Source organism: Sphingomonas oligophenolica (assembly GCF_039522915.1).
Classification (GTDB): Bacteria; Pseudomonadota; Alphaproteobacteria; order Sphingomonadales; family Sphingomonadaceae; genus Sphingomonas; species Sphingomonas oligophenolica.
On record NZ_BAAAEH010000060.1, the window covers coordinates 62672 to 83130 of the forward strand.

Annotated in this window: 19 protein-coding genes; all 19 read right to left on the reverse strand. The window is 62.0% G+C overall.

The window, feature by feature from the left end:
• Window positions 1-329: 329 nt before the first annotated feature.
• The 19 genes from ABD050_RS26395 to ABD050_RS26485 all read right to left on the reverse strand — a co-directional run bounded on the left by ABD050_RS26395 (window position 330) and on the right by ABD050_RS26485 (window position 20323).
• Window positions 330-668 carry a hypothetical protein gene (locus ABD050_RS26395; protein WP_343892540.1) on the reverse strand — a complete coding sequence of 113 codons (339 nt, stop codon included), beginning with the start codon at window positions 666-668 and terminating at the stop codon, window positions 330-332.
• Between the two features lie 1410 nt (window positions 669-2078).
• Entirely contained in the window at window positions 2079-2426 is a 348-nt protein-coding gene (locus tag ABD050_RS26400) for a hypothetical protein (RefSeq protein ID WP_343892542.1), read from the reverse strand.
• Window positions 2427-2641: 215 nt separating this feature from the next.
• Window positions 2642-2938, reverse strand: a complete 297-nt coding sequence (locus tag ABD050_RS26405; protein ID WP_343892543.1) for a hypothetical protein — start codon at window positions 2936-2938, stop codon at window positions 2642-2644.
• A gap of 140 nt (window positions 2939-3078) precedes the next feature.
• Window positions 3079-4290, reverse strand: coding sequence for a hypothetical protein (locus tag ABD050_RS26410; RefSeq protein WP_343892544.1), 1212 nt, complete (start codon window positions 4288-4290; stop codon window positions 3079-3081).
• Entirely contained in the window at window positions 4211-5890 is a 1680-nt protein-coding gene (locus ABD050_RS26415; protein WP_343892545.1) for a hypothetical protein, read from the reverse strand. The genes ABD050_RS26410 and ABD050_RS26415 overlap by 80 nt, the downstream gene beginning before the upstream one ends.
• Before the next feature lie 210 nt (window positions 5891-6100).
• Window positions 6101-6676: a hypothetical protein gene (locus ABD050_RS26420; protein WP_343892547.1), complete on the reverse strand. Its 576-nt coding sequence runs from the start codon at window positions 6674-6676 to the stop codon at window positions 6101-6103.
• Between the two features lie 356 nt (window positions 6677-7032).
• Entirely contained in the window at window positions 7033-7767 is a 735-nt protein-coding gene (locus ABD050_RS26425; protein WP_343892548.1) for a hypothetical protein, read from the reverse strand.
• A 59-nt stretch (window positions 7768-7826) separates the two neighbouring features.
• Window positions 7827-10739, reverse strand: coding sequence for a peptidoglycan DD-metalloendopeptidase family protein (locus tag ABD050_RS26430; RefSeq protein ID WP_343892550.1), 2913 nt, complete (start codon window positions 10737-10739; stop codon window positions 7827-7829).
• A 132-nt stretch (window positions 10740-10871) separates the two neighbouring features.
• Entirely contained in the window at window positions 10872-11576 is a 705-nt protein-coding gene (locus ABD050_RS26435) for a hypothetical protein (RefSeq protein ID WP_343892551.1), read from the reverse strand.
• Window positions 11577-11616: 40 nt separating this feature from the next.
• Window positions 11617-12120 (reverse strand): hypothetical protein, encoded by a 504-nt coding sequence (locus ABD050_RS26440; RefSeq protein WP_343892552.1) that lies wholly within the window; start codon window positions 12118-12120, stop codon window positions 11617-11619.
• A gap of 227 nt (window positions 12121-12347) precedes the next feature.
• Window positions 12348-12818: a hypothetical protein gene (locus ABD050_RS26445; protein WP_343892553.1), complete on the reverse strand. Its 471-nt coding sequence runs from the start codon at window positions 12816-12818 to the stop codon at window positions 12348-12350.
• Window positions 12819-13093: 275 nt separating this feature from the next.
• Window positions 13094-13597: a hypothetical protein gene (locus tag ABD050_RS26450; RefSeq protein ID WP_343892554.1), complete on the reverse strand. Its 504-nt coding sequence runs from the start codon at window positions 13595-13597 to the stop codon at window positions 13094-13096.
• A 56-nt stretch (window positions 13598-13653) separates the two neighbouring features.
• The gene (locus ABD050_RS26455; protein WP_343892555.1) at window positions 13654-14040 is read right to left on the reverse strand and encodes a hypothetical protein; all 387 of its coding nucleotides are present in this window, start codon (window positions 14038-14040) and stop codon (window positions 13654-13656) included.
• A gap of 4 nt (window positions 14041-14044) precedes the next feature.
• Window positions 14045-15535 carry a hypothetical protein gene (locus ABD050_RS26460; protein ID WP_343892556.1) on the reverse strand — a complete coding sequence of 497 codons (1491 nt, stop codon included), beginning with the start codon at window positions 15533-15535 and terminating at the stop codon, window positions 14045-14047.
• Window positions 15532-16059, reverse strand: a complete 528-nt coding sequence (locus tag ABD050_RS26465; protein ID WP_343892557.1) for a hypothetical protein — start codon at window positions 16057-16059, stop codon at window positions 15532-15534. The genes ABD050_RS26460 and ABD050_RS26465 overlap by 4 nt, the downstream gene beginning before the upstream one ends.
• Window positions 16059-16499: a hypothetical protein gene (locus tag ABD050_RS26470; RefSeq protein ID WP_343892558.1), complete on the reverse strand. Its 441-nt coding sequence runs from the start codon at window positions 16497-16499 to the stop codon at window positions 16059-16061. The genes ABD050_RS26465 and ABD050_RS26470 overlap by 1 nt, the downstream gene beginning before the upstream one ends.
• A gap of 10 nt (window positions 16500-16509) precedes the next feature.
• Window positions 16510-18504 carry a phage tail protein gene (locus tag ABD050_RS26475; RefSeq protein ID WP_343892559.1) on the reverse strand — a complete coding sequence of 665 codons (1995 nt, stop codon included), beginning with the start codon at window positions 18502-18504 and terminating at the stop codon, window positions 16510-16512.
• On the reverse strand, window positions 18501-19700 hold the full coding sequence (locus ABD050_RS26480; protein WP_343892560.1) for a hypothetical protein: 1200 nt from the start codon (window positions 19698-19700) through the stop codon (window positions 18501-18503). The genes ABD050_RS26475 and ABD050_RS26480 overlap by 4 nt, the downstream gene beginning before the upstream one ends.
• The gene (locus tag ABD050_RS26485) at window positions 19700-20323 is read right to left on the reverse strand and encodes a phage connector family protein (RefSeq protein WP_343892561.1); all 624 of its coding nucleotides are present in this window, start codon (window positions 20321-20323) and stop codon (window positions 19700-19702) included. The genes ABD050_RS26480 and ABD050_RS26485 overlap by 1 nt, the downstream gene beginning before the upstream one ends.
• Window positions 20324-20459: the final 136 nt, after the last annotated feature.

Consider the following 20459-nt stretch of genomic DNA (forward strand, 5'->3'; position numbering starts at 1 on the left):
TCTTGTTCATTATCAAAATTTTACCGAACATCCCGCTGTTATTCAGGAACAGCGGGATAACAGCGAGAGGAACAGCGACGATAACAGCGGCGGAACAGCGGCGGAACAGCGGCGGAACAGCGGGAGCAAAGGAGGAACAGCAGGCCTGTGGGGTAGCCCGCCGATCGAATAAAACGGTCATGTCAAAGAGCAGGCGGAACCGGGACGGCATTCCAACCGCTCGGGTTCTTTCCACACTCGCCCCCAGGAGTGAATCGAACCGATCCTTTCCTGATTGCTGGACCAGGTCTCACGTACGCCGCTCTGGATATCGAAAATTATCAGATCTGCTATTTGCCGACCGATCGCGAGAAGGAGCGATACGCCCTGATCATCGCGAACGAGACGCCAATGATCAACGCAGTAAGGAAGACACCGGGCCAAACATCGGGCGGCTGCTCATCATCATGTGCCAAGGGGCCCAGTAGAAAGACAAAGGGCGCCTCCAGAGCGGATTTGACCAAGCAGAGGGGCGCGGAATCGGGCGATACTGGCCCGGCGCCCTCGAAACATCGATGTCCGTACAATGTCAGCCAATAGATCGATGGCGAAAGCGGCAGTATCAGCAGGGCTATGCCCAGGCCGCTTGGAAGCGCGGCGATGAAAAATGGCGCGAATTTCCTGAACACTGGCCTGAGCCTCTCACTTTTCCAGGACGCAGGATGAACGCAACGGACCGTCGTGAAAAGTCACATTTGCCGCATGTCGAATGCGTTACCAAAGACGAAAACACTGGCGGTTCACAACTCAAATCAGTCGCCGCTTTTTCCATAAGCGCTTGATGATCACCACCCTGTCAGGTCAGGCACCTCAGGCCTGGGTCCACCGGCCGGGTCGCCTCGACATAATCGCAATAGCCGCGCTTCACCGCCGCGTCATTGGCGGCCTGTGTCGGGGTCAGGGTGGTGGGCGGCGTTGCCTGCGGCGCTGCAGCGGCCTTTTGTGCTGCCCTCGGGGTGGCGAGATCACTTCTTTATCTCAGCAAACATTTGGCGCAACGCATCGTCGAGCCGCTCCGCGCAGCGCGGCACGGGATAGGCTGAGCAATCAGCGTTTCGAATGACATCCCATTGTCGCTCAAAAGACGCGGCCAGGCGTCTATTTTTCGCTGATCGATCCAGTCGCGCGGGTTTTTTGGGGCCAAGTCAATAATCGAGGGTCAGTTACCTACGTCGCCAGCAGCGATCGGCCTTCATCCGTGCGCCATGTTCAGACAGCCAGACAGCAACCATACGCATTGCAGTATCGGGCCTGATCGCGCCACCCCATGTCGCCAACACCTTTTTTTGCTCCGGTGAGGTGAATATGCGCTTGTCGAAGACGCATCGAAATTGCCGCACCAGGCCACCAGAAATTTCGACTAGCGTATACGGGAAGGTCCAACCATCAGCGGGAGCATCGTCTCGCGTCGTTGCCCAACCCGGCCCGCGGCCATTTATAATGGATTCCAATGGTATAGGTTCAGTGAGTATATAGTAAGTGTCGGTAGAAACACTGCTCCTCATCGACCACTCATTATGTATATGCGTAAAAAATAAGCGCTTATTGCGCGGACTAATAATAGAAAAATCTGATATTTCTCTATTTCCATAACCCTCTCCGCCAACGTCTATAATATAGTTCCTGATGCCAGGAACATTGGCGGGCTTTCTGTAAATGCGCCTTGCGCCCGTGGCGATCTTGACGCCGTGATAATATTTCAATTCTTCTTATATGGTGTCATTGGCACCGAGCGGAGGACAATAATGATAGACAATTTTCTCAACTAAAGATGAACCTCGTGCCAGTAATGACGAACACGGCAACACGAGCAGCGCGCCGGCACAACACGTTATAATCGCCTTGAATACACGCGTTCGCCGAGTACACCGAGCCCCCGCGGTGTCGATCCACGTATCAAGTTACAGTTATGTGATGGCACGGGACCTCTCTCCTACCTTCAATAAACCCCGATAAATATACAACTGCCTTTCACGCCAGACACGTTCGTAATAAATTGCATTGTTCTACATTATAGAATATAGATAAACTCGGATATACTATTCGGTTAAATAGGTGGTAGGCCAGACAAGCTTGCGCGCATAGTCAATCCGGAATCCTGCTGCGATCACCAATGCCAGCGCCACGAACAGGAACAGCATGGCTTGCCAGTTCCAGCGCGGCGCCTTGCCGCTCAGCTTCAGCGCGCATGCGATCAGCAGCAGCGCAATGGCGATGCCTTCGAGCACGAACACGACGTGCACCATATGGGGGCGCACCATCGAGCCGGATGCGTGAACGAATTCGACATAGGGCCTCGCCAGAAATCCGCCGATAAAAGGCGGCACCGCGAGGCCTATCAGGATCGCGGGAATCTGTCGGCGCGGATCACTAACCGGCATGCACATTGTCCCTATCAACAACGGCAATCATTTCGCTCTCGCGGTCAGATGCTCTTCGCATTCCTTCTTCATGGCGGCCAGAGAATAACCGTCCATCCGCTCCCCCTCAGGGTATTTCCCCGACGGCCGATAAGACCGAATCAAGTCGAGTATTTCGGGGCAATTCTTCAAACCATCCACGCTGAGAACGGAAGCAAGATCCGACTTCGACCTTTCGCTTCCTAGTTCGACCGCTCTACGGTAAAAAAAGCAACATTTTTTGTGTCGTCAGTGCCAGAATAGAGAAACGCGGCAAGTTCGGCGCCTTTGACATTGCCCTTTTTTGCTTCGGCCACAGATGTTTCCCGGCAGCCCTTGAGGTCGCCCCACTGAGGTCCCTGCTCCTCGAGCGGGATCTCGGCATAACCATTCCAGCATTCCAGGAATGTCGCCCGGGGCCAAACCACCAAATAACATATGGTTGCGCCGGCGCTCAGCAGAAACGCGAGTGCGACCCATCCTGTTTGAGCGAACCTCATTCCGCGCTTCTCCCGGGTATGGCGATCGTCCCGCCAGGTCAGGGCAACTGCGCTCCCCGACAGCCGACTCCCTTGGCTACGCTGCGATGATCACCTTTTGTTCGCCCCAAGTCAATGCCAGTTTCCGATTTGAACCGCCGTCAGTGAAACATCCGCCACAACCAGGGTTCTTTGCCTGGCGAAGGACTGCGGTCGCCGACAGGCGCGGGTTTTTTGAGTATCACTGAGTTCCATGAATGGGTCTTAGTATCATAGTTGACTGACAAGAGTTCTGATGGAACCTCTACTCCATTTACGAACTTGGCGTATCCGGTGATCTGGCCATATTGGTTATTCACGGTCAGGCGGTATATATTTTTCCGTACCGAAGGTTCGGAGACATAGCCTTTTGCTGCATAAACGACGCCATGCGTTATCGCAGAAAGATCTCGTGCCGTCGTGTCATTCGCGGCATAGCAGGCCGTCAGCAATATCTTTGCTCTCGGATCATAGCCAGGAAGGTTTCTAAGCTGCTCGAATATCTTGATCGCGGGCATTTCCTTATGCGGAATACCCCGACTTTGATCATAAACCTTTCCGTCCCGGTTCACTGCGCCGTGTGTATATATAATTGTCCAGCCATCGGGATTGCCCATCCTGCGCACGGCATAGTAAACATCTTGATCGGATGAGCTGACATATATCGGGCTCCGTAGGATACTCCTCCTTTGTTTCTGTAGCCATTCGGGGATTTCGTCCGACAGGGCCGATGGCTTCGGTTTCGTCGCGCGGCGCTTTCCCGTGCCATAATTGACCGGCATCAGATGCGCAGCCGTAGACATCCCCGGCGAATTCCCGATTGTCTCGACCTGCTCCCCCGAGGCAGCATGGTCCGGCTCGCCCGTGTCAGCCTCGGGGCCGATGGATTCGCCCGGCGATTCCAATCCATGGCGGAGGTGGCTGGTGACATAGGAATCATAGAGCTGGTTCTGAATCTGATCCGAAGTCCAGCCGCGAAGCAGCATAGCCCGCACGGTGGCCTTGGTCGCATCAGCGCCTCTCAATGCTGCCGGTATCGTGCCGATATTGGCGAGACGATCGACCTCCTCGTCCGTTGGTGGTGGCTGGGTCGATCGCGAAGAACCAGTGGCGTCTTCATATTGGCTCGCGATGGCCCCGCCCGCCCCGGCATCCAGTCCGCTCGCCCGAACCTTCTCGAGCGCTCGTTGCTGGGTGACCCCGTGCGCCCCAGGCGGATAGGCGCCCCACGCCTTCTGCGCCCGGTCGAGCGCATCATATTCGGCCGGTGGCATCTGGTCGCGATAGAGGCGCAGATCCTGCTTCGCGAACCCTTCCGGGTCGCTCGCCGCCATCCGGTTCAACCCCATCGCCACATCGCCATGCGCCGGCACTGTCACCGGGTGGACATTGCGATCGGCGCGCAACGTCAACGCGGCGAGCGCTTCCGGGCCGAGGCCGGTGCGGACCGCCGGCGGCAGCTGGTTGATCGAGATGAACCCAGCGCCGAGCTTCCCGGCGACCCCAAGGCCCTTCTCCCACGCATCGTCCTGCGCTTGTTTCACCCGCTTCGCCTCGAGCAAGGTCCGGGTGTCGAGCTCGGCATAGGCGTTCCGCTTGCGCTCGTCGGACCAGGGCTGGTCCTCGATATCGCCGGCCAGCCTGGCCCCGCTCGGCCGGCGTCGGCGCGCGGCGTGGCGAGGTGGCGGCGCCCAGCATCGCCATGTTCGCGGCAACCTGGTTGCGCGCGTCCTTCGGCAGGGCGCCGAACCAGCGCGCGCCATGCTGCGCCACCAAAGCATCGAGCGCGTCGGTGCCGATCGCCGATGCCGCCCAGGCCTTGGCCGCGTCGCCGCCATATTGCGCCACCAGCGCCGGCAGATCGGTCGTGTCGCCTGCACCGCTCGCATCGTTACCGGCAGGCTTGGCCGGGGTGATGGCGAGCATCCGCTGCACCAGCATCGCCGGGTCGCCCTGCGGTGTCAGCGGCGCGGTGGGGGCGTTGGCGATCCCCGGCGTGTCGGCATCGGCCACTGCCTGGGTCTGGATCAGCGGGCCGCTCAGCGCCTGCCACGCGGCATCGCGATCCTCAGACGTCATGTGCGCGCCGAACAGGCGCAGATGCTCGGCGCCCAGGATGACGTCACCGCCCGCATAGGATTCCGAGATCTTGCGGTGCACGCCCGAGATGAACCTCGTCTCGGCCGCCTGCTCCTCGATCTGCCTGAGGCCGGTCGCCATCGACTGACCAAAGGCGGGGGTGCCATAGTGAAGCACGGCATCGTCTGCGCTGGTGTCCACCACCCGCTGCGATTGCTGGCGCTGCGCCTCCTGCGCCGCTGCGGCCTCCTGGCGCCGGATCAGCGCCTGGTCCTGCGCGAGCCGCTGCGGCATCACCCCGTGCAGCGCTTCGTGCTGTTCGGGGCTCAAGCCAGCCGCGATGCCCTGATAGGCCTCAATGAGCTGATCGGACCGCGCCCGCGTTGCCGCTGCGGGATCGACTCCCTGCCGGTCGGCCGGGGCGCCCTTCTCGGGATCGAGCACCGGCCGGGTTGCCTCGACATAATCGCAATAGCCGCGCTTCACCGCCGCGTCATTGGCGGCCTGTGTCGGGGTCAGAGTGAGGGGCGGCGCTGCCTGCTGCGCGGCGGCGGCCCTGATCGCGGGGCGCGGTTCGGCTTCGGGCGGCTTGTTGTCGGACGCTCCGGCCTTTGCCGGGTCCTGCGCAGCCGCGCCCTTCTCCGCCGGCTTGGCCGAGGCTGCGCCACGATCCGTCCTTGCCGCGGGCGGCTTGCTGCCGACCGCCTTGCCGAGATCCATTCCAGCACTGCCGACGGCGCGCAATCCACTGCCGATCGCATCGAGGCCCGAGCCGGAAAGATCGGCCGGCCTGAGCTTCGCGTCGGTCAGGCTCGCAATGCCGACCTTGTTCTCTTCGATCGGGACGACGGGCATCTCAGCGCACCGCCTGGGTGATTGACTCAATGGTCGCGGCCATGGGCACCTCCTGGTTCTGGAGGCATGGCGTAAGCGAGGTGTCCCTGGCCGTGAATCAGTGCCCCGGGCGTCGTGAGCGCGCCGTCCGACCGAAGCTTTTTCAGTCGTCTGCAACGATCCTGCTGCTTGAAGCACTATCAACCTATGTCCACCCGCCCATCAGGGGGCTTACGAGCAATGATCGCGCTTCATTTGAGGCTCGGACGATGTCAGTAAATCCACCACCGCGGTCGCATTTTCCTCGCTCGCTGCCACCAACTGCCTCCTCGTCCCGAAATGTCGGCCAACAGCGAGTTCGAGGGTCTCTTTCGTAATGACACATCGAAAATGTTTGACGCGACCATGTTCGATTCTGCCAATTTGGTAGCCGCCGAGACCCTCATCGTTCTCCGGATCGCCATTCGAAAAATAATATGCAAATACGGTAATGGCTTGCGGGGTCTTCCTGATGCCAACTAGATCGGCGTACCATCCCAAGTCACCTACAATATTATTCGTGTCGTCGAGAATATCGGACGATTCGTCTCCTTGCCCTGAGTACAAATGCACCTCATAATATTTTGAAAAAGAGTCGCCTGGAATACGGTAAAGTTCTTCTTTTTCGTCACCCTTCTCTGACTTGGAGTAGGTAATCCACTGCTTCCAGCCCGCCTCGCCGGGGTTCGGAAAGCGCAAGACCTGCTCGAGCGGATGCGGCGCGCCTCTCGCCGTGGGCGGAGTTTGCTTCACGACTGTGGTTGGCATCTCCGAGGCGCTGTTCAAATTTAGGAGCGTCTCGTGCTTAGCCGAGACGTCGCCCTGACGTTGTCCGCAGGCGGAGCAAAGGAGCAGAAAGACTGCAATGCCAAACCGGATCCTTCCCCGCCCCATCCTATCCCCCCATGGCTTCGACTTTCGCCGCAAATGATCTTCATTTGTTCTTCTTGTGTCAATGATTTCCGCAAAGCCGCGCGAAAGCCAAGCTGTCGATCGGGACTTCTCAAGCCCGCAACGAAGGCATTGCGCATCATGGGTGGAGGGCGGCCCCGTTCAAAAATATGGAGTTTCCTCCCGCCGTCAGCGCGCCATGTATTTAGTGGTCGCGCTCACCTCACCTGCGTTCAATCATGTTCGTCCAGGCAATCATCCCGCTTCAAGTCGGGCTCCGCCGATGTCAGCAAATCCAACGCCAACGGTGCGATGCCAAACCGAGCGGCTATTAATTGCTTCTTTGTCTTGAAATGCTTTCCGGCAGCAATTTCCAGAGTAACCTGCTTGATCGTGCAACTCCGTATCAGGGCCCGACCACCTTCAATGCGAACAATATCATAACTTCCTAGAGATTCGTCATCGGGCAAATAATAAAAGAATACAAACGCCTTATCTCGCGATTTCCTGATACCCACGTAATCCGCGTACCGCCCAGAGTCACCTGCCGCATTATGCCGGTCATTCTCAATCCACGAACTCTGATCTCCGTCGCTCATATCGGTAACTACAGTATAATATTTTGAATAGGAGTCTCCAGCGAACTTATATTCCTTGTGCTTGCCATCTCCTTCTTCCGATTCAGAATAGATAACCCATTTCTTTTTATCTTCTGTCGAATAGGGAAAGCGCAAGGTCTGTGAACTCTCCGCTGTCGCTACCGAAGCCGAACTTGGACCTGCGCTTTTGGCCGCGATCTTTGTAACGTGAGGAGCGGCCTCGCTCGCCTTTCGTTGAGTGAGCATGCCAGTCGCGTTTCTGGTTGCCGGACGATCAGCCGGATCGGGCGCACTTGCCCTATCGCTCCAACGACAACCCGAAAGCGCCAGCGAGGCCGCGACAACTATGCCGGTCAGTTCGCGCGCCATTCTACAGTCCTCACGCCCCATTTATTGGAGAGTTATGGTCTTCTTTTGTTCCGAACGTGTCAATGCGTCCTTGCGATCTTTCTACGCGCCGGCGCGGGCGGAAGCCGCCCCGCTATCCATTCCCCCGGATCATAATGTTTCCCGTTTACGTCCTGCACCTCGAAGTGGACATGACTGCCTTGGTTCCATGCATTTCCTGTCGTCCCGAGGACGCCGATCTGCTGACCGAGCCGGACCGCTGTGCCGTCAATCAGGTTGGGCTTGGTTTTCAGATGTGCGTAACGCGTAATATAACCGTCAGCGTGCCGCACCTGGATCCAGTTTCCCCACCCGGCCATCTTCGGTCCGGGCACTTTGTAAGGCACCAACTTGCCGTTCTTGTCTTTTTTGAGCAGGCGTTGACGGGTCTTCGGATCCCTCGCCCAGACCTTCTCATGCTGGGTGCCGGTCTTGAAAACGACGCCATCCGCGGCTGATCCGACTGGATCGCCGATTACGCCCGGCAGATCATCGCCATGATGCGGACGCCCATGCCTGTATTTGCCCTCGGGCGAATATCTTCCGTCGGCATAGAGGTGCCCCTGGTTAGGGCCGACGTCGTTCCTGCGTGGAAGATAATCGCTTCTGCCGGCCGGCAAATGCACAGCGGGAGAAGGATAGGGAACGGGCCACGCCCTTTTTATGGCCGCTCCACTACGCGCGCTTGGAGCCACAACCGAGCCCGCAGGGGATGCCGACGTCCCTTTCGATGCTGTTCCGCTAGCAGAGGGTTTGGCAGCCGCGGCGCGCGACGCTGGCGGCTTTTGCACCGGCACCGGCCCGGCCGGTGGATTTTCCTCGAACGGAATGCCGAGATCATTTGCCAGCTTCCTCGAAATCTGCTCGTGCCGCTTCGCCCGGTCGGCCGCGTTGAGCGCCGCCTGGCCGGCGCCGCCTGACGCGGCGCCGTCGTTCGCCGATGCGGCAACGACCCTGGGACCGTCGGCATCTTCGCCGGCTTCGACCTGGGGTGCGCCGGATTTCTCGAGGGCCGAAACGGCCTGATCCCAGCGGCTGCGCTCATCGTCACGGCCATCAGCCGCGTCCGGCGCCACCAGTCGCACGTCCGCTGGCGTATCGTCCCCGGCATCGCCAGGATCTACCGGCGGATCGAGGTTCAGACCATTTGCCGCGATCTTCTCGACAGCGCGCTGCTGCGTAATCCCATGCGCCCCCGGCGGATACCCGCCCCACGCCTTCTGCACCCGGTCGAGCGCATCATATTCGGCCGGCGGCATCTGGTCGCGATAGAGGCGCAGATCCTGTTTCGCGAACGCTTCGGGATCGTTCGCCGCCATCCGGTTGAGCCCCATCGCCACATCGCCGTGCGCCGGCACCGTCACCGGGTGCACATTGCGATCGGCGCGCAGCATCAGCGCGGCGAGCGCTTCGGGGGCGAGGCCGATGCGGACCGCCGGCGGCAGCTGGTTGATCGAGATGAACCCGGCGCCGAGCTGATCGGCCGCCGCATTGCCCTTCTCCCAGGCATCGTCCTGCGCCTGTTTCACCCGCTTCGCCTCGAGGCCGATCCGGGTGTTGAGCTCGGCATAGGCGTTTCGCTTGCGCTCGTCCGACCAGGGCTGGTCCTCGATATCGCCTGCCAGCCTGGCCCGCTCGGCCGGTGTCGGCGCGCGGCGCGGCGCGGTGGCGGCGCCCAGCATCGCCATGTTCGCGGCAACCTGGTTGCGCGCGTCCTTCGGCATCGCGCCGAACCAGCGCGCGCCATGCCGCGCCACCAAAGCATCGAGCGCGTCGGCGCCGATCGCCGAGGCTGCCCAGGCCTTGGCCGCATCGCCGCCATACTGCGCCACCAGCGCCGGCAGATCAGTCGTGTCGCCTGCCCCGCTCGCCTCGTTGCCGGCGGGCCCGGCCGGGGTGATGGCGAGCATCCGCTGCACCAGCAGCGCCGGGTCGCCCTGCGGCGTCAGCGGCGCGGTGGGGGCGTTGGCGATCCACGGCGTGTCGGCATCGGCCACCGCCTGGGTCTGGACGAGCGGGCCGTGAAGCGCGTGCCACGCGGCATCGCGATCCTCAGACGTCATGTGCGCGCCGAACAGGCGCAGATGCTCGGCGCCCAGGATGACATCGCCGCCCGCATAGGATTCCGAGATCTTGCGGTGAACGCCCGAGATGAACCTCGTCTCGGCCGCCTGCCGTGCCTCGGGCGGCCAGCCGCCGAGCGCTGCCTGCTCCTCGATCTGCCTGAGGCCGGTCGCCATCGACTGGCCAAAGCTTGGGGTGCCATAGTGAAGCACGGCATCGTCTGCGCTGGTGTCCACCACCCGCTGCGATTGCTGCCGCTGCGCCTCCTGCGCCGCTGCGGCCTCCTGGCTCCGGATCAGCGCCTGGTCCTGCGCGAGCCGCTGCGGCATCACCCCGTGCAGCGCTTCATGCTGTTCGGGGCTCAAGCCGGCCGCGATGCCCTTATAGGCCTCGACGAGCTGATCGGACCGCGCGCGCGCCGCGGCTGCGGGATCGACCCCCTGCCGGTCGGCCGGCGCGCCCTTCTCAGGATCGAGCACCGGCCGGGTTGCCTCGACATAATCGCAATAGCCGCGCTTCACCGCCGCGTCATTGGCTGCCTGTGTCGGGGTCAGGGTGATGGGCGGCGCTGCCTGCTGCGCGGCGGCGGCCTTGATCGCGGGGCGCGGTTCGGCTTCGGGCCGCTTGTTGTCGGACGCTCCGGCCTTTGCCGGATCCTGCGCAGCCGCGCCCTTCCCCGCCGGCTTGGCCGACGCTGCGCCACGATCCGTCCGCGGCGCGGGCGGCTTGCTGCCGATCGCCTTGCCGAGATCCATTCCAGCACTGCCGACGGCGCGCAATCCACTGCCGATCGCATCGAGGCCCGAGCCCGAAAAATCGGCCGGCCTGAGCTTTGCGTCGGTCAGGCTCGCAATGCCGACCTTGTTCTCTTCGATCGGGACGACGGGCATCTCAGCGCACCGCCTGGGTGATTGACTCGATGATCGCGGCCATGGGCACCTCCTGGTTCTGGAGGCATGGCGTAAGCCGGCGCGCGATTAACTTGAATCGACCGCCGCGATTTTCTGAGGTCGGAAGGGCCGCTACCGATGGCGGCGGATCGGCGCGCCATGATAGGTGCCGAAGATCGTGCCGACCGAACAGACCGCCGGCCAATCTTCATCAGCGGCGGCGGCCCTCGCGTTTTCCGCATTCTCCGACAGCCTGACGCTGGTCGGGCTCACGATCCGCAAATCGAACGCAACCGGCTTGTCCTCGTCATACAAGGCCATCCGCGCCGGCCCCGATGGCAGCAGTTTTCCGATGGCGACCAGCCCGGCGCAATCCCAGGCCCCGGTGCCCATCTTCCCCCTGCCCCCATAGGACGTCGTGATCGCGACCACGACCGACCCGTCACCGACCGGCAAAATGGAGATGCCGCCTGATATGCCGCGCTCGGACATATCGAGCGTTCCCGTGCGCAGCGGCATCCCCGGAACGGGCGCGGGCGCCATGCCCAGCGAAAAATTCAGCCTCGCCAGTTGCGCCGAGAGTTGGGTGTAGCGGCACTGGTTGTCATTGCACCGTGACAGCTGTCGCCGCCAGCCACGCACCGCCACCGAGAACGGGTTCTGGTCGTCGCTGGTCCCAGCGAAATCATCGTTGAAAAGAAAGGATTTGCGCGCTGCCCGATAGCGAATTCCGACAAGCCGCTGCAACGCGGCCACCGTCTGATCCGATATAGACGTCTTCTGTTCGGGGAGAGGCGCGTCCGCGCGCTCGACGGCCACGCTGGGCCCCACAGCCATCGCCACCCCAAGCAAAAACATGGCCACAAGGCGCATGCCGTCAGCCCTGGCTCTGATGAGGGCGGTGTTCGCAAAGGCTGCCATGGCCGTCCGGCGCCGTAAACATCGCGCCCGACTCCAGGACTTTGACCTCCGACTCCGGCAAGCAAACATTCCGACTTTGCTGATCGGTTATGTCGTTCCAGTTTGTTATTCTGTAGCCAAATTTCTCGTATTTTCTTATGAATACAAGCTTCGGTGCCGATTTGGTAAAGTATTTTTGACTATTGGCGATCAACCGCAAGCGCTTCGGGGTGACATCAAAACTGCCAGATATGACTCGAAGTATTTTTACCTTAACGCCATATACACCCCCAAGAAATATTTTCCCTTCGTAAGGGCCGCCTACCTCTTCGCTTGGCGAGGTCAAATATTTCGGCGAAGTGAGCTGGGCGATCGCCAATATATATTTGTGAGGCGGCTGTTCTTCGCACGACACCGAAGCCGGCGCCAGGGCCGAGAGCAACAGGGGAATGCCGAGCTTCAAGGCCGATATCTTTGCCATCTTCCCCGGTGCCCCTCCGCGCCCAATTTCGCGAAAAACCTCACGCCCCTTGACGCGCCCTATCTCCCACACTGTATCGCCACCGTTTCCGATTACAAAACTGGAAATATTTCCCGAGCGAACAGCGCTATTGTCTCCTGAATTCGGCCCGGTTCGACTGCCGCGCCATCCGCCGCGCCGACCTCGTCCAGCACCGTCATCATTGCGCCTTCCCAATGCTGGGATGATCAATCTTGAATTTCGATACATCGGTCGCGCCGCCAAGCGCGGTTGAGACGCCGCTGAAGATTCCGCCGATCAGCGCGCCCTGCCCCTTGGCCCGGTCCCCGGCCGCCTCGCTGCGATAGTTGAAGGCATTGATCTCGAAGCCCTTGGTCCGCTCGTTGCCGCTCTTGTAGAGCTGGGGCCAGATCCTCGGCGCCCGTCGCGGCCGTGTCCCGCTGCACATCGACCGCGCTGCCGAAGTTCAGATCGACACCGTTCGCCGCCATCGCCGCAACCTGCTGGCCCTTGGTCTGGGCGAGGTCGCGGTAGCGGCGTTGTGCCTCCAGATTCGTGTTCAAGATCGAATCCTGCGCCTGGTTTTCAGCGATCCGGGCATTCTTGTCGGCGACCTGGGCCTGATAATCGGCCTGCTGCTTCTGCCCGATGCCGGAGACGATCGCGCCGCCGGTGGAAACCACGGTCGAGGCGATCATCAGCGGAACGGCGAGTGCGGGTGCGCACATCAGCGATCCCCTTGCGAAAAAGTGACGAATTCGGTGCTGGCGAACATGGGCTCTGCCCTCCTTGATGCTGAAGCCGAGCCGAGGGGGAAGCGAATGGCCCGGACATTGCCGACAACCATTAGATCGCCGAGCGCTCTTGTTGAATCGACGGGTGAGAACGGGGAAGCCGAGCGGCCAGCGGCCTCCGGCCTCAATTTCGGGTGGCACCCGTCTGGCAGTTCGGGCGCATCCGGAAGCAAAAAGCCTCAGCGCGGGCGCGCATCGGGCCTGTGCTCGCAGCGCATGCCATGACCATCCGATGCGGTGAACATCGCGTCCGACATGAGAGATTTGACGTCATCCTCCGGCAAACAGACATTTCGACTGTCTTTGGGGCTTATTTTTGCCCAGTTAACTATCCTGTAACCGAATCTGTCGGATTTCTTTATTAGAAGAAGCTTTGGCGAAGACCAGGCAAAGTAATGAGCGCCATTCGCGATCAACCTCATTCGCTTAGGGGTTACATCGAAACTGCCGGAAACGACCCTGATGAATTTTACGCGAATACTATATACGCCACCTAAATATATCTCCCCTTCATAAGGTCCACCTGACTCCTCACTTGGGGAGGTCACATATTTAGGGGAATAGAGTCGCGCCACCGCCAATATGTAATCATGCCGCGCCGGCTCTTCGCAACGCAAGGAAGCGGGCAGGAGAAGCGAGACCAGCAGAAAGACGGTGAGTTTTACGGCCGATATCTTTGCCATCTTCCCGGTACTCCTCCACGCCCAATTTCGCGAAAGATTCCGATCACCGTCGGAGCTTACGCCTGCTCAGGTGACGACAACCGATCCTTGAATCTCCGAACCGCTTCATCGATGGACATCCCATTAATGATCTTGCTCTCCAGTTCGATCTCGATGTCCTGGTCGATCCCCGCCTTCCGAGCGGCATCTGCGGTGAGGGTCACGACGACACCCGCATCGGTTTTGCGGATGTCGTGGACCAAGTCATACCCCTCGACATTCAGCGCCCCTGTATCGACATGCACACCATATAGCCCGAGCCGCCTCTCCTGCTCGTCGGGCTCGTTCGCCAAGTCGAGCATGACATAGTTCACGGGCTCGAGTGGGTCGTCCGCAAACGCCAACAATGTTGCGTATCCGTCATCGCTGAAGCTCGCAACCGTGGCCAAGAATCTCGTCTTCATGCGCTCACTTCCGCTTTGGTGTCGCTACCCATGTTAGCGTCTTTCCACCCTGCCGCCATTGATACTTGATCGTTGCGCCACTTCGGGTTGCGGCTTGATTCATCGACCCCCGGCATGGTGTGCAAGGCGGCAATTGGCCTGTGATCGTAACGGTATCGCCGGGCCGCAGATCGATCCCGCGAACCGCACGGGCTTCAGTATGTGCAGCCAACATGTTCTTGGGGAAGCCGAGCGCCTTTTCCTGCGTTGTCATGTTTCCGCTGACAAGACGCTGATGGGTGACGATTTTTCCCGAGGAGTCGCTGACAAGTAGGTTTGCGTTATGGCGAGCCGGGTCAACACCGTTCGGTCCTAAGCGCGGAACGAGGTTGACGGTCCCATCCTCCGCAGCGGTAAGGTCAGCTCTCAAAATGCCCAGCGCCTTCCCCCATGGAAGAACCGTTGCCAAATCGAGAGTCGCCAGCGCAGCACCCTTTACGTTCACCTGGGCTACACCGATCCGGGGCGGCTCTATCGGAAAATCGAAGAACGACATCGGCGGATTTTGGACGTAAAAGAACTTGGGCGAAACCTTCGTGTCGGTCGCGGCCTTGTCCACCCTGCGGATCGCACGAATGAAGCTATCGCTCGTAGCTCGTTCTGCCTGGGCGCGCGCCTCAGCCGCCTCGTTTCTCGAGCCATCCCAGTTCCGCCCTGAGTATATGTTGCCCAGATGCCAGAGCAGGCCGTGCTTGGTGTCATGTTCACGTTTTTGCTGCGCATTCATGCGCTGACCTGTCGCCTCTGCTTGAAATGCAGTTTTCCGCAGCATGGCTGCTGGATCGGTCGCGCCATTGGATTCGTTATTGTCGACCCCCTCCGATCTTTCGTCGCCACCGGCCCCCAGAGCTTCGCTTGCATCAGCTTCGCCTGGCTGATCCAATACTTCATTGAAATCGGACTCCGAAACGGTGATACCGCCACTGTCCATACCGACCAGGCGATCCATGCTGTTAGCCGGATCCGACGCAGTTGCCGTCTCGTCCTCGCGCTCGATCTGTTCGGGTAGCCCGCCGGCCGTCAGGCTTGCGCGCCCGGCACCTGGCTTCGTCGCATCGTAATCGTCACCGGCGGCAGGGATCGACGGCAAGCGAATGCCCAGCGCCCTGATCGCATTGTCGAAGGCATCGTCAACCTCATCATAGGTCGCGGCGCGCTTGCCTTCGGTCAGCACATCGAGATCGATCTGCATCCGGCTGAGCACCCGCATCGCATCGTTGACGCGCGGCGGCGCCGACGCCGCTATGGCAGGCGTACGAAGGGATTCCGGCGATGCGAACGGCTGATCGACCTCGTGTGCCGGCGCATCATCGGCGAGCGGCGCGGCGCCGCTCTCGTCCCCGCTATCCTCGCCACCGCCCGTCGGCGCGACGGATTGGCCATCGCCGGCACCGGCGTCCAAGTTTGGTTCGACTGCCGCGCCGTCCGCCGCGCCGACCTCGAGCCCCGTCATCATGACGCCTTCCCCATGCTGGGATGATCAATCTTGAATTTCGATACATCGGCCGCACCGCCAAGCGCGGTCGAGACGCCGCTGAAGATTCCGCTGATCAGCGCGCCCTGCCCCTTGGCCCGATCGCCCGCCGCCTCGGCGCGGGAATTGAAGGCGTTGATCTCGAAGCCCTTGGTCCGCTCGTTCCCGCCCTTGTAGAGTTGGGCCAGATCCTCGGCGCCGATCGCGGCGGTGTCGTGCTGCACATCGACCGCGCTGCCGAAGTTCAGGTCGACACCATTCGCCGCCATCGCCGCAACCTGCTGGCCCTTGGTCTGGGCGAGTTCGCGGTAGCGGCGTTGTGCCTCCAGATTCGTGTTCAGGATCGAATCCTGCGCCTGGTTTTCAGCGATCCGGGCATTCTGGTCGGCAACCTGGGCCTGATAATCGGCCTGCTGCTTCTGCCCGATGCCGGAGAGGATCGCGCCGCCGGTGGAAACCACGGTCGAGGCGATCATCAGCGGAACGGCGAGTGCGGGTGCGCACATCAGCGATCCCCTCGCGAAAAAGTGACGAATTCAGTGCTGGCGAACATGATCCTGTCCTTCCCTATGCTGAAGCCGAGCCGGCGCAGGAAGCGAATGGCCCGGACATTGTCGACCGAGACTAGATTGCTGAGCACCGGCGTTGAATCGAGCATCGCCGCCACGAAGCGCGGCCCCCAGCGCAGCATGGCGCGGGGATGGCGATAGATCGCCTCGGTGCCGAGCATCCAGGGCGTGCCCTCGCCCGCCAGCGCATTGGTCACGACCAGCCCGAACATCGCCTCGGGCCGCCCGTCGACCAGGGCGGTGAAGCACAGGCTCGACGCGGTCAGCCCGTCGCGCAGCGCCTGCTTCGGCCGATGCCCCATTGCCGCGCACTCGATCACGTCGTCGGCGCGCATCCGGCTGGCGATCCGTCCGACATGCGCCGGTGAGGCTGGCACGATACGGATGTTATTCGGAAGCTGCAGGGTCAAGATAGATACCCGTGATCGTCATCGGCAGCGGATCGCTTGACTTCAGTACCACCCGCGCACCGCCATTGATGTCCGGCCTGAGCCATGTCTCTATCAGCCCGGTCTTGAGCGCATTCGGCTGGCCGGGAATCTCGGTGGTCCGCGCCCGCAACGCTTCGAGCCGCGTGTCGCTCGGCCCGACCTTCAGCCCGCGCGTGTCGATCACGCGGATGACTGCCTTGGCCTGGGTCTGCGGCTTGGCGATCGTCCAGCCCGCCTGGCCCTGATAGGCCAGCGGCAGGGTCTCGATCGTCGCGTCATAGGGCAATCCCGCCGTGACGATCGAGGCGGGCGACGGCAGCTCGACCACGCCGCTCGTGACCACCAGCCCCGACACGACATTGCCGTCGGCCAGCGCCGCGATCGTCCGCCCCTCGAGATGATCGAGGTTGCGCAAGGTCGTCGCCGGCGTGTCGAAGGCATAGGAGACCGCGCTGTCGAGGAAGCAGCTATTCTCCACTCCGTCCCAGCGCGCCGCCGCCATGCGTTCGATCAGCAATTTCTCGCCCCGGCGCACCGTCAGATACAGCCGGTCCTCGCCATTTTCGGAAATGACGCAGACGCTCTCGACCAGCCCGTCAGTCTCACAGAGCGTCCAGCCCCACACCTGTTGCTCCTGCTCCCAGGTGAAACAGAGAAGCTTGCCGTCAGAGCGCGCCGCCCAGATCAGCGATCGCGGTTCCTGCGCATAGGCCCAGGAGACGATGTTGAAGCCGCGGAACAGATGCGGCGAGAAGATCGTGACGTCGTTCGAGTTGATCGAATCCGTCTGGAACTCATAGCCGAGCGTCCGCACGCCGTTGCCGACGCTGGTCTGGTAGAAGCACACGCTGTCGATCACGAGCGGCGACAGGCGGGAGGATCCCCGCCCGTTCTGACGGCGGCTGACGAAATCGGTCGCGCTGATATAGCCCGCCTGCCCGCCTTCGATCTTGAAGATCGAGTCGGAGGTGAGCGCGAGCAGATCGTTCATCGAGACGAGCTGGTTGACCGCATTCACCCGCCCCGCGACCAGCGCGAAGGAAAGCGCGTCCGAGGCCTTGAGCGGCCTGGATATGTCCATGTTCTCGAAGCTGCCCGAGCGGGAGCCATAGATCGCATTGGGGTGGTTCGCGGTCCGCCCCCATAACAGCCGCTGCTCGAAGAAGGTCACGGTCGAGGGATGGTTGCCCCCCTGGCGGGCCGTAATCGCGGTGCTCGGGGCAGTCTGGGACGGTGTGACATCATAGGTGCCGATCCCGCCCGTGGCGCCGGTCAGTTGGGATACGATGGTCGTGCCGTCGGCTACACCGCTCCCGGTCAGCGTCTGCCCGGCGACGAGCCCGCCGCTGGAGACGGCCGTCACGGTCATCACCACGCCGGCAATGCTCGCGGTCCCCGCGGCAAGGGTGTCTGCGAAGGGATTGTCGCCGACCGGCGGACCGTCCGAATAATCGGGCCCGATATTGTCGTCGACGAAGCTCACACCGGTCGTGGTGCCGATATAGCCGAACTCCTGGGTGTTGTCGGCCTTGTACACCCGGTAGCGCGTCGCGCCGGTCGAGCTGCTCCAGCTGATCGTGTTCTTGTTGCGCTTGAGCGTCAGGTCGTTGGTCGCGCCGGCGGTGGCCGAAGCCCGGCTTTCCATTCCCGACACATCGTCGACCGCGGTCACGACATAGCTTGCCGGCTGCGGGAAATAGGCATCGCCGCTGTTCGCCGCGTCGGTGTTGGGGGAGGAAGCGGTCGCCGCCACGCTGCCGGGCGGCAGGAGCTTCGGGGTGAAGTCGATGCTCGAAAAGGTCCAGTCGGTATGCCCGCCGCGCACCAGCTTGGCCGGCGCGTGGTTGAGATGCGCGAGATACATGGTGTCGGCCGATTGCTCGAAATCGAGCTCGGCGAGCTCGGCCGCGTTGTACGGCGAGCCGACGCGATACAGGCGGGCGACGCTCACAGCTCGGGCCCGTCAGCGCGCTTGTTGTGCGACAATATGCCGGCCGAGACATAGCTTCGCGCATCGGCGACGGCGATCTTGGCGACCCATGCCGATCCGTCGGGAACGCCGATCGAGTCCATGCGCACCCAGGCGCCGCCGATCCGGAACAGATGCTCCCCGGTCGCGCGCGGAAACCCTTCGGCGCTGAACACCGGCTGCCAGGCAAGCTCGATCGCCTCGACTGGATAATCGCCCCATTCGAGGCTGTCCTCATGCTGGGTCCGGACGAGCATGCCGACCTTGAGCAATCGCGCCTCGATCTCGCTGCCATCGGCGAGCAGGATCGGCGTGTCGTCGGCGACGCACCAGCCGCCGCCGCCATAGCCACCGCCGCCGGTATCGGGCGGAGGGGGTGGCGGTGGAGGTGGCGGTACCGGCGGCGGCGGCGGCGGTGGCGGCGGTGGACCGGTCCGCGCGGCGCCGCCGGTGTCGGCGGTGAACGCGCTGAAACCGCTCGAATCCACATCGACCACGAAATGGTTCGTATCGATCACGCTCAGCACGCGGCCGATCTTGCCGTTCAGCTCGATCGTGCCGGCGATGCCGCTGAAATAGACCTGATCGCCGACATGATAGTCATGATAGGCAGCCGCAACGATGGTCGTTGCGCCGAGCGTGATCGCGGTGATCGCGATCTTGTCCTCGATCACCATGCCGCCCTGTGCCGCCGGCCGCATATAGCCCTGGCCGAGCTCGAGCGCGTAGGTCTGCTCGAGGCTGAACTGAAAGGGCATCAGCCGGACTGGCTGCTTGCCGTTCGCCGACATCGCCGTGCCGGCAACTGTCTGCGAGGGCGAGACGCTGTAGGTGCCGGTGCCTCCCGTCGTGCCGGTCAGCTGGGCGTCGATGATCGTGCCATCGGCGACCCCCGCTCCGGAAAGCGATTGCCCCGCGGCCAGCGCCCCGCTGGCGACCGCGCTGACCGTCATCACCCCTGCCGCGATGCTCGCCGTCACCTGCGCCAGGCTGCTGCCGGCATAGACTTCGGCCACCAGGCGTGTGCCCGGCCGCTTGGTCACGCCGCCATATTTGAGGATCACGACATTGCGCGCACGGCGCAGCGCGGTCTGATAGGCAGGCACATCGACGCGCCCGATCAGCTCTTCGCTGATCTCGCCCTTTGAGAAGTTGGCCGAGCCGGCTCGGAACGCCATCAGCGCACCCACCCGGCATGGCCGATGCTGCGCGCCACCCTCACCTCGTCAGTGAAGGGCACATCGTGCTGCGGCTCGCGATTGGCATCGTCGGCGATTGCCCGCGACGCGGTGAGCTCAGCCTGCTGGAGCAATTGCCCCTTCATCTCGCGACTGTCGCGGATCGGCACCGCCAGCCGCGCGGCGAGCGCAAAGGCAAGCGCATCGGCGAACAATGCCGGCATCACTGCCTCGGCAATGTCGGCGGCTGAATATTCGAGGATCGCGCCCGGCAGCTGGCTGTAGAGGAGCCCGGCCTCGACGATGAATGCCTGGCCCCATTCGACCGGCCAGCATCCGGGCGTGCCACCGGCGGGCGGCACAAGACGCTTCGGCGTCGCGCAATCGGCCGGCAGCGCATAGGCATGGAGCCACTCGCTGGCGCGCGGATTGTCGCTCAGCTCGGCGAGCGGCGCGATCCTGGTCGCAAAGCTCCAGTCATGCCGCTCGAGCAGCAGTTTCAGGCATTGCGGATAATATCGCGCGCAATTCTGCGCCTCGATCGTGTCTTCGGCGATATCGGCGATCGCGGCGGCACGGAGCTCGCCGAGCGCGAGATTGCAGATGGTGATGCTGATTGCCATGGCACCCCGCTAGACATGTTCAGCTTCGGGTTGAATCGCGGTTTGGCGGCCGCGTGATCGCTCTGTTCCGGTGGCAGTTGGGCACGACAAACGGGTTGCGGAACGGTAAGGACGACGGGCGCCGATTTTCGGGAGC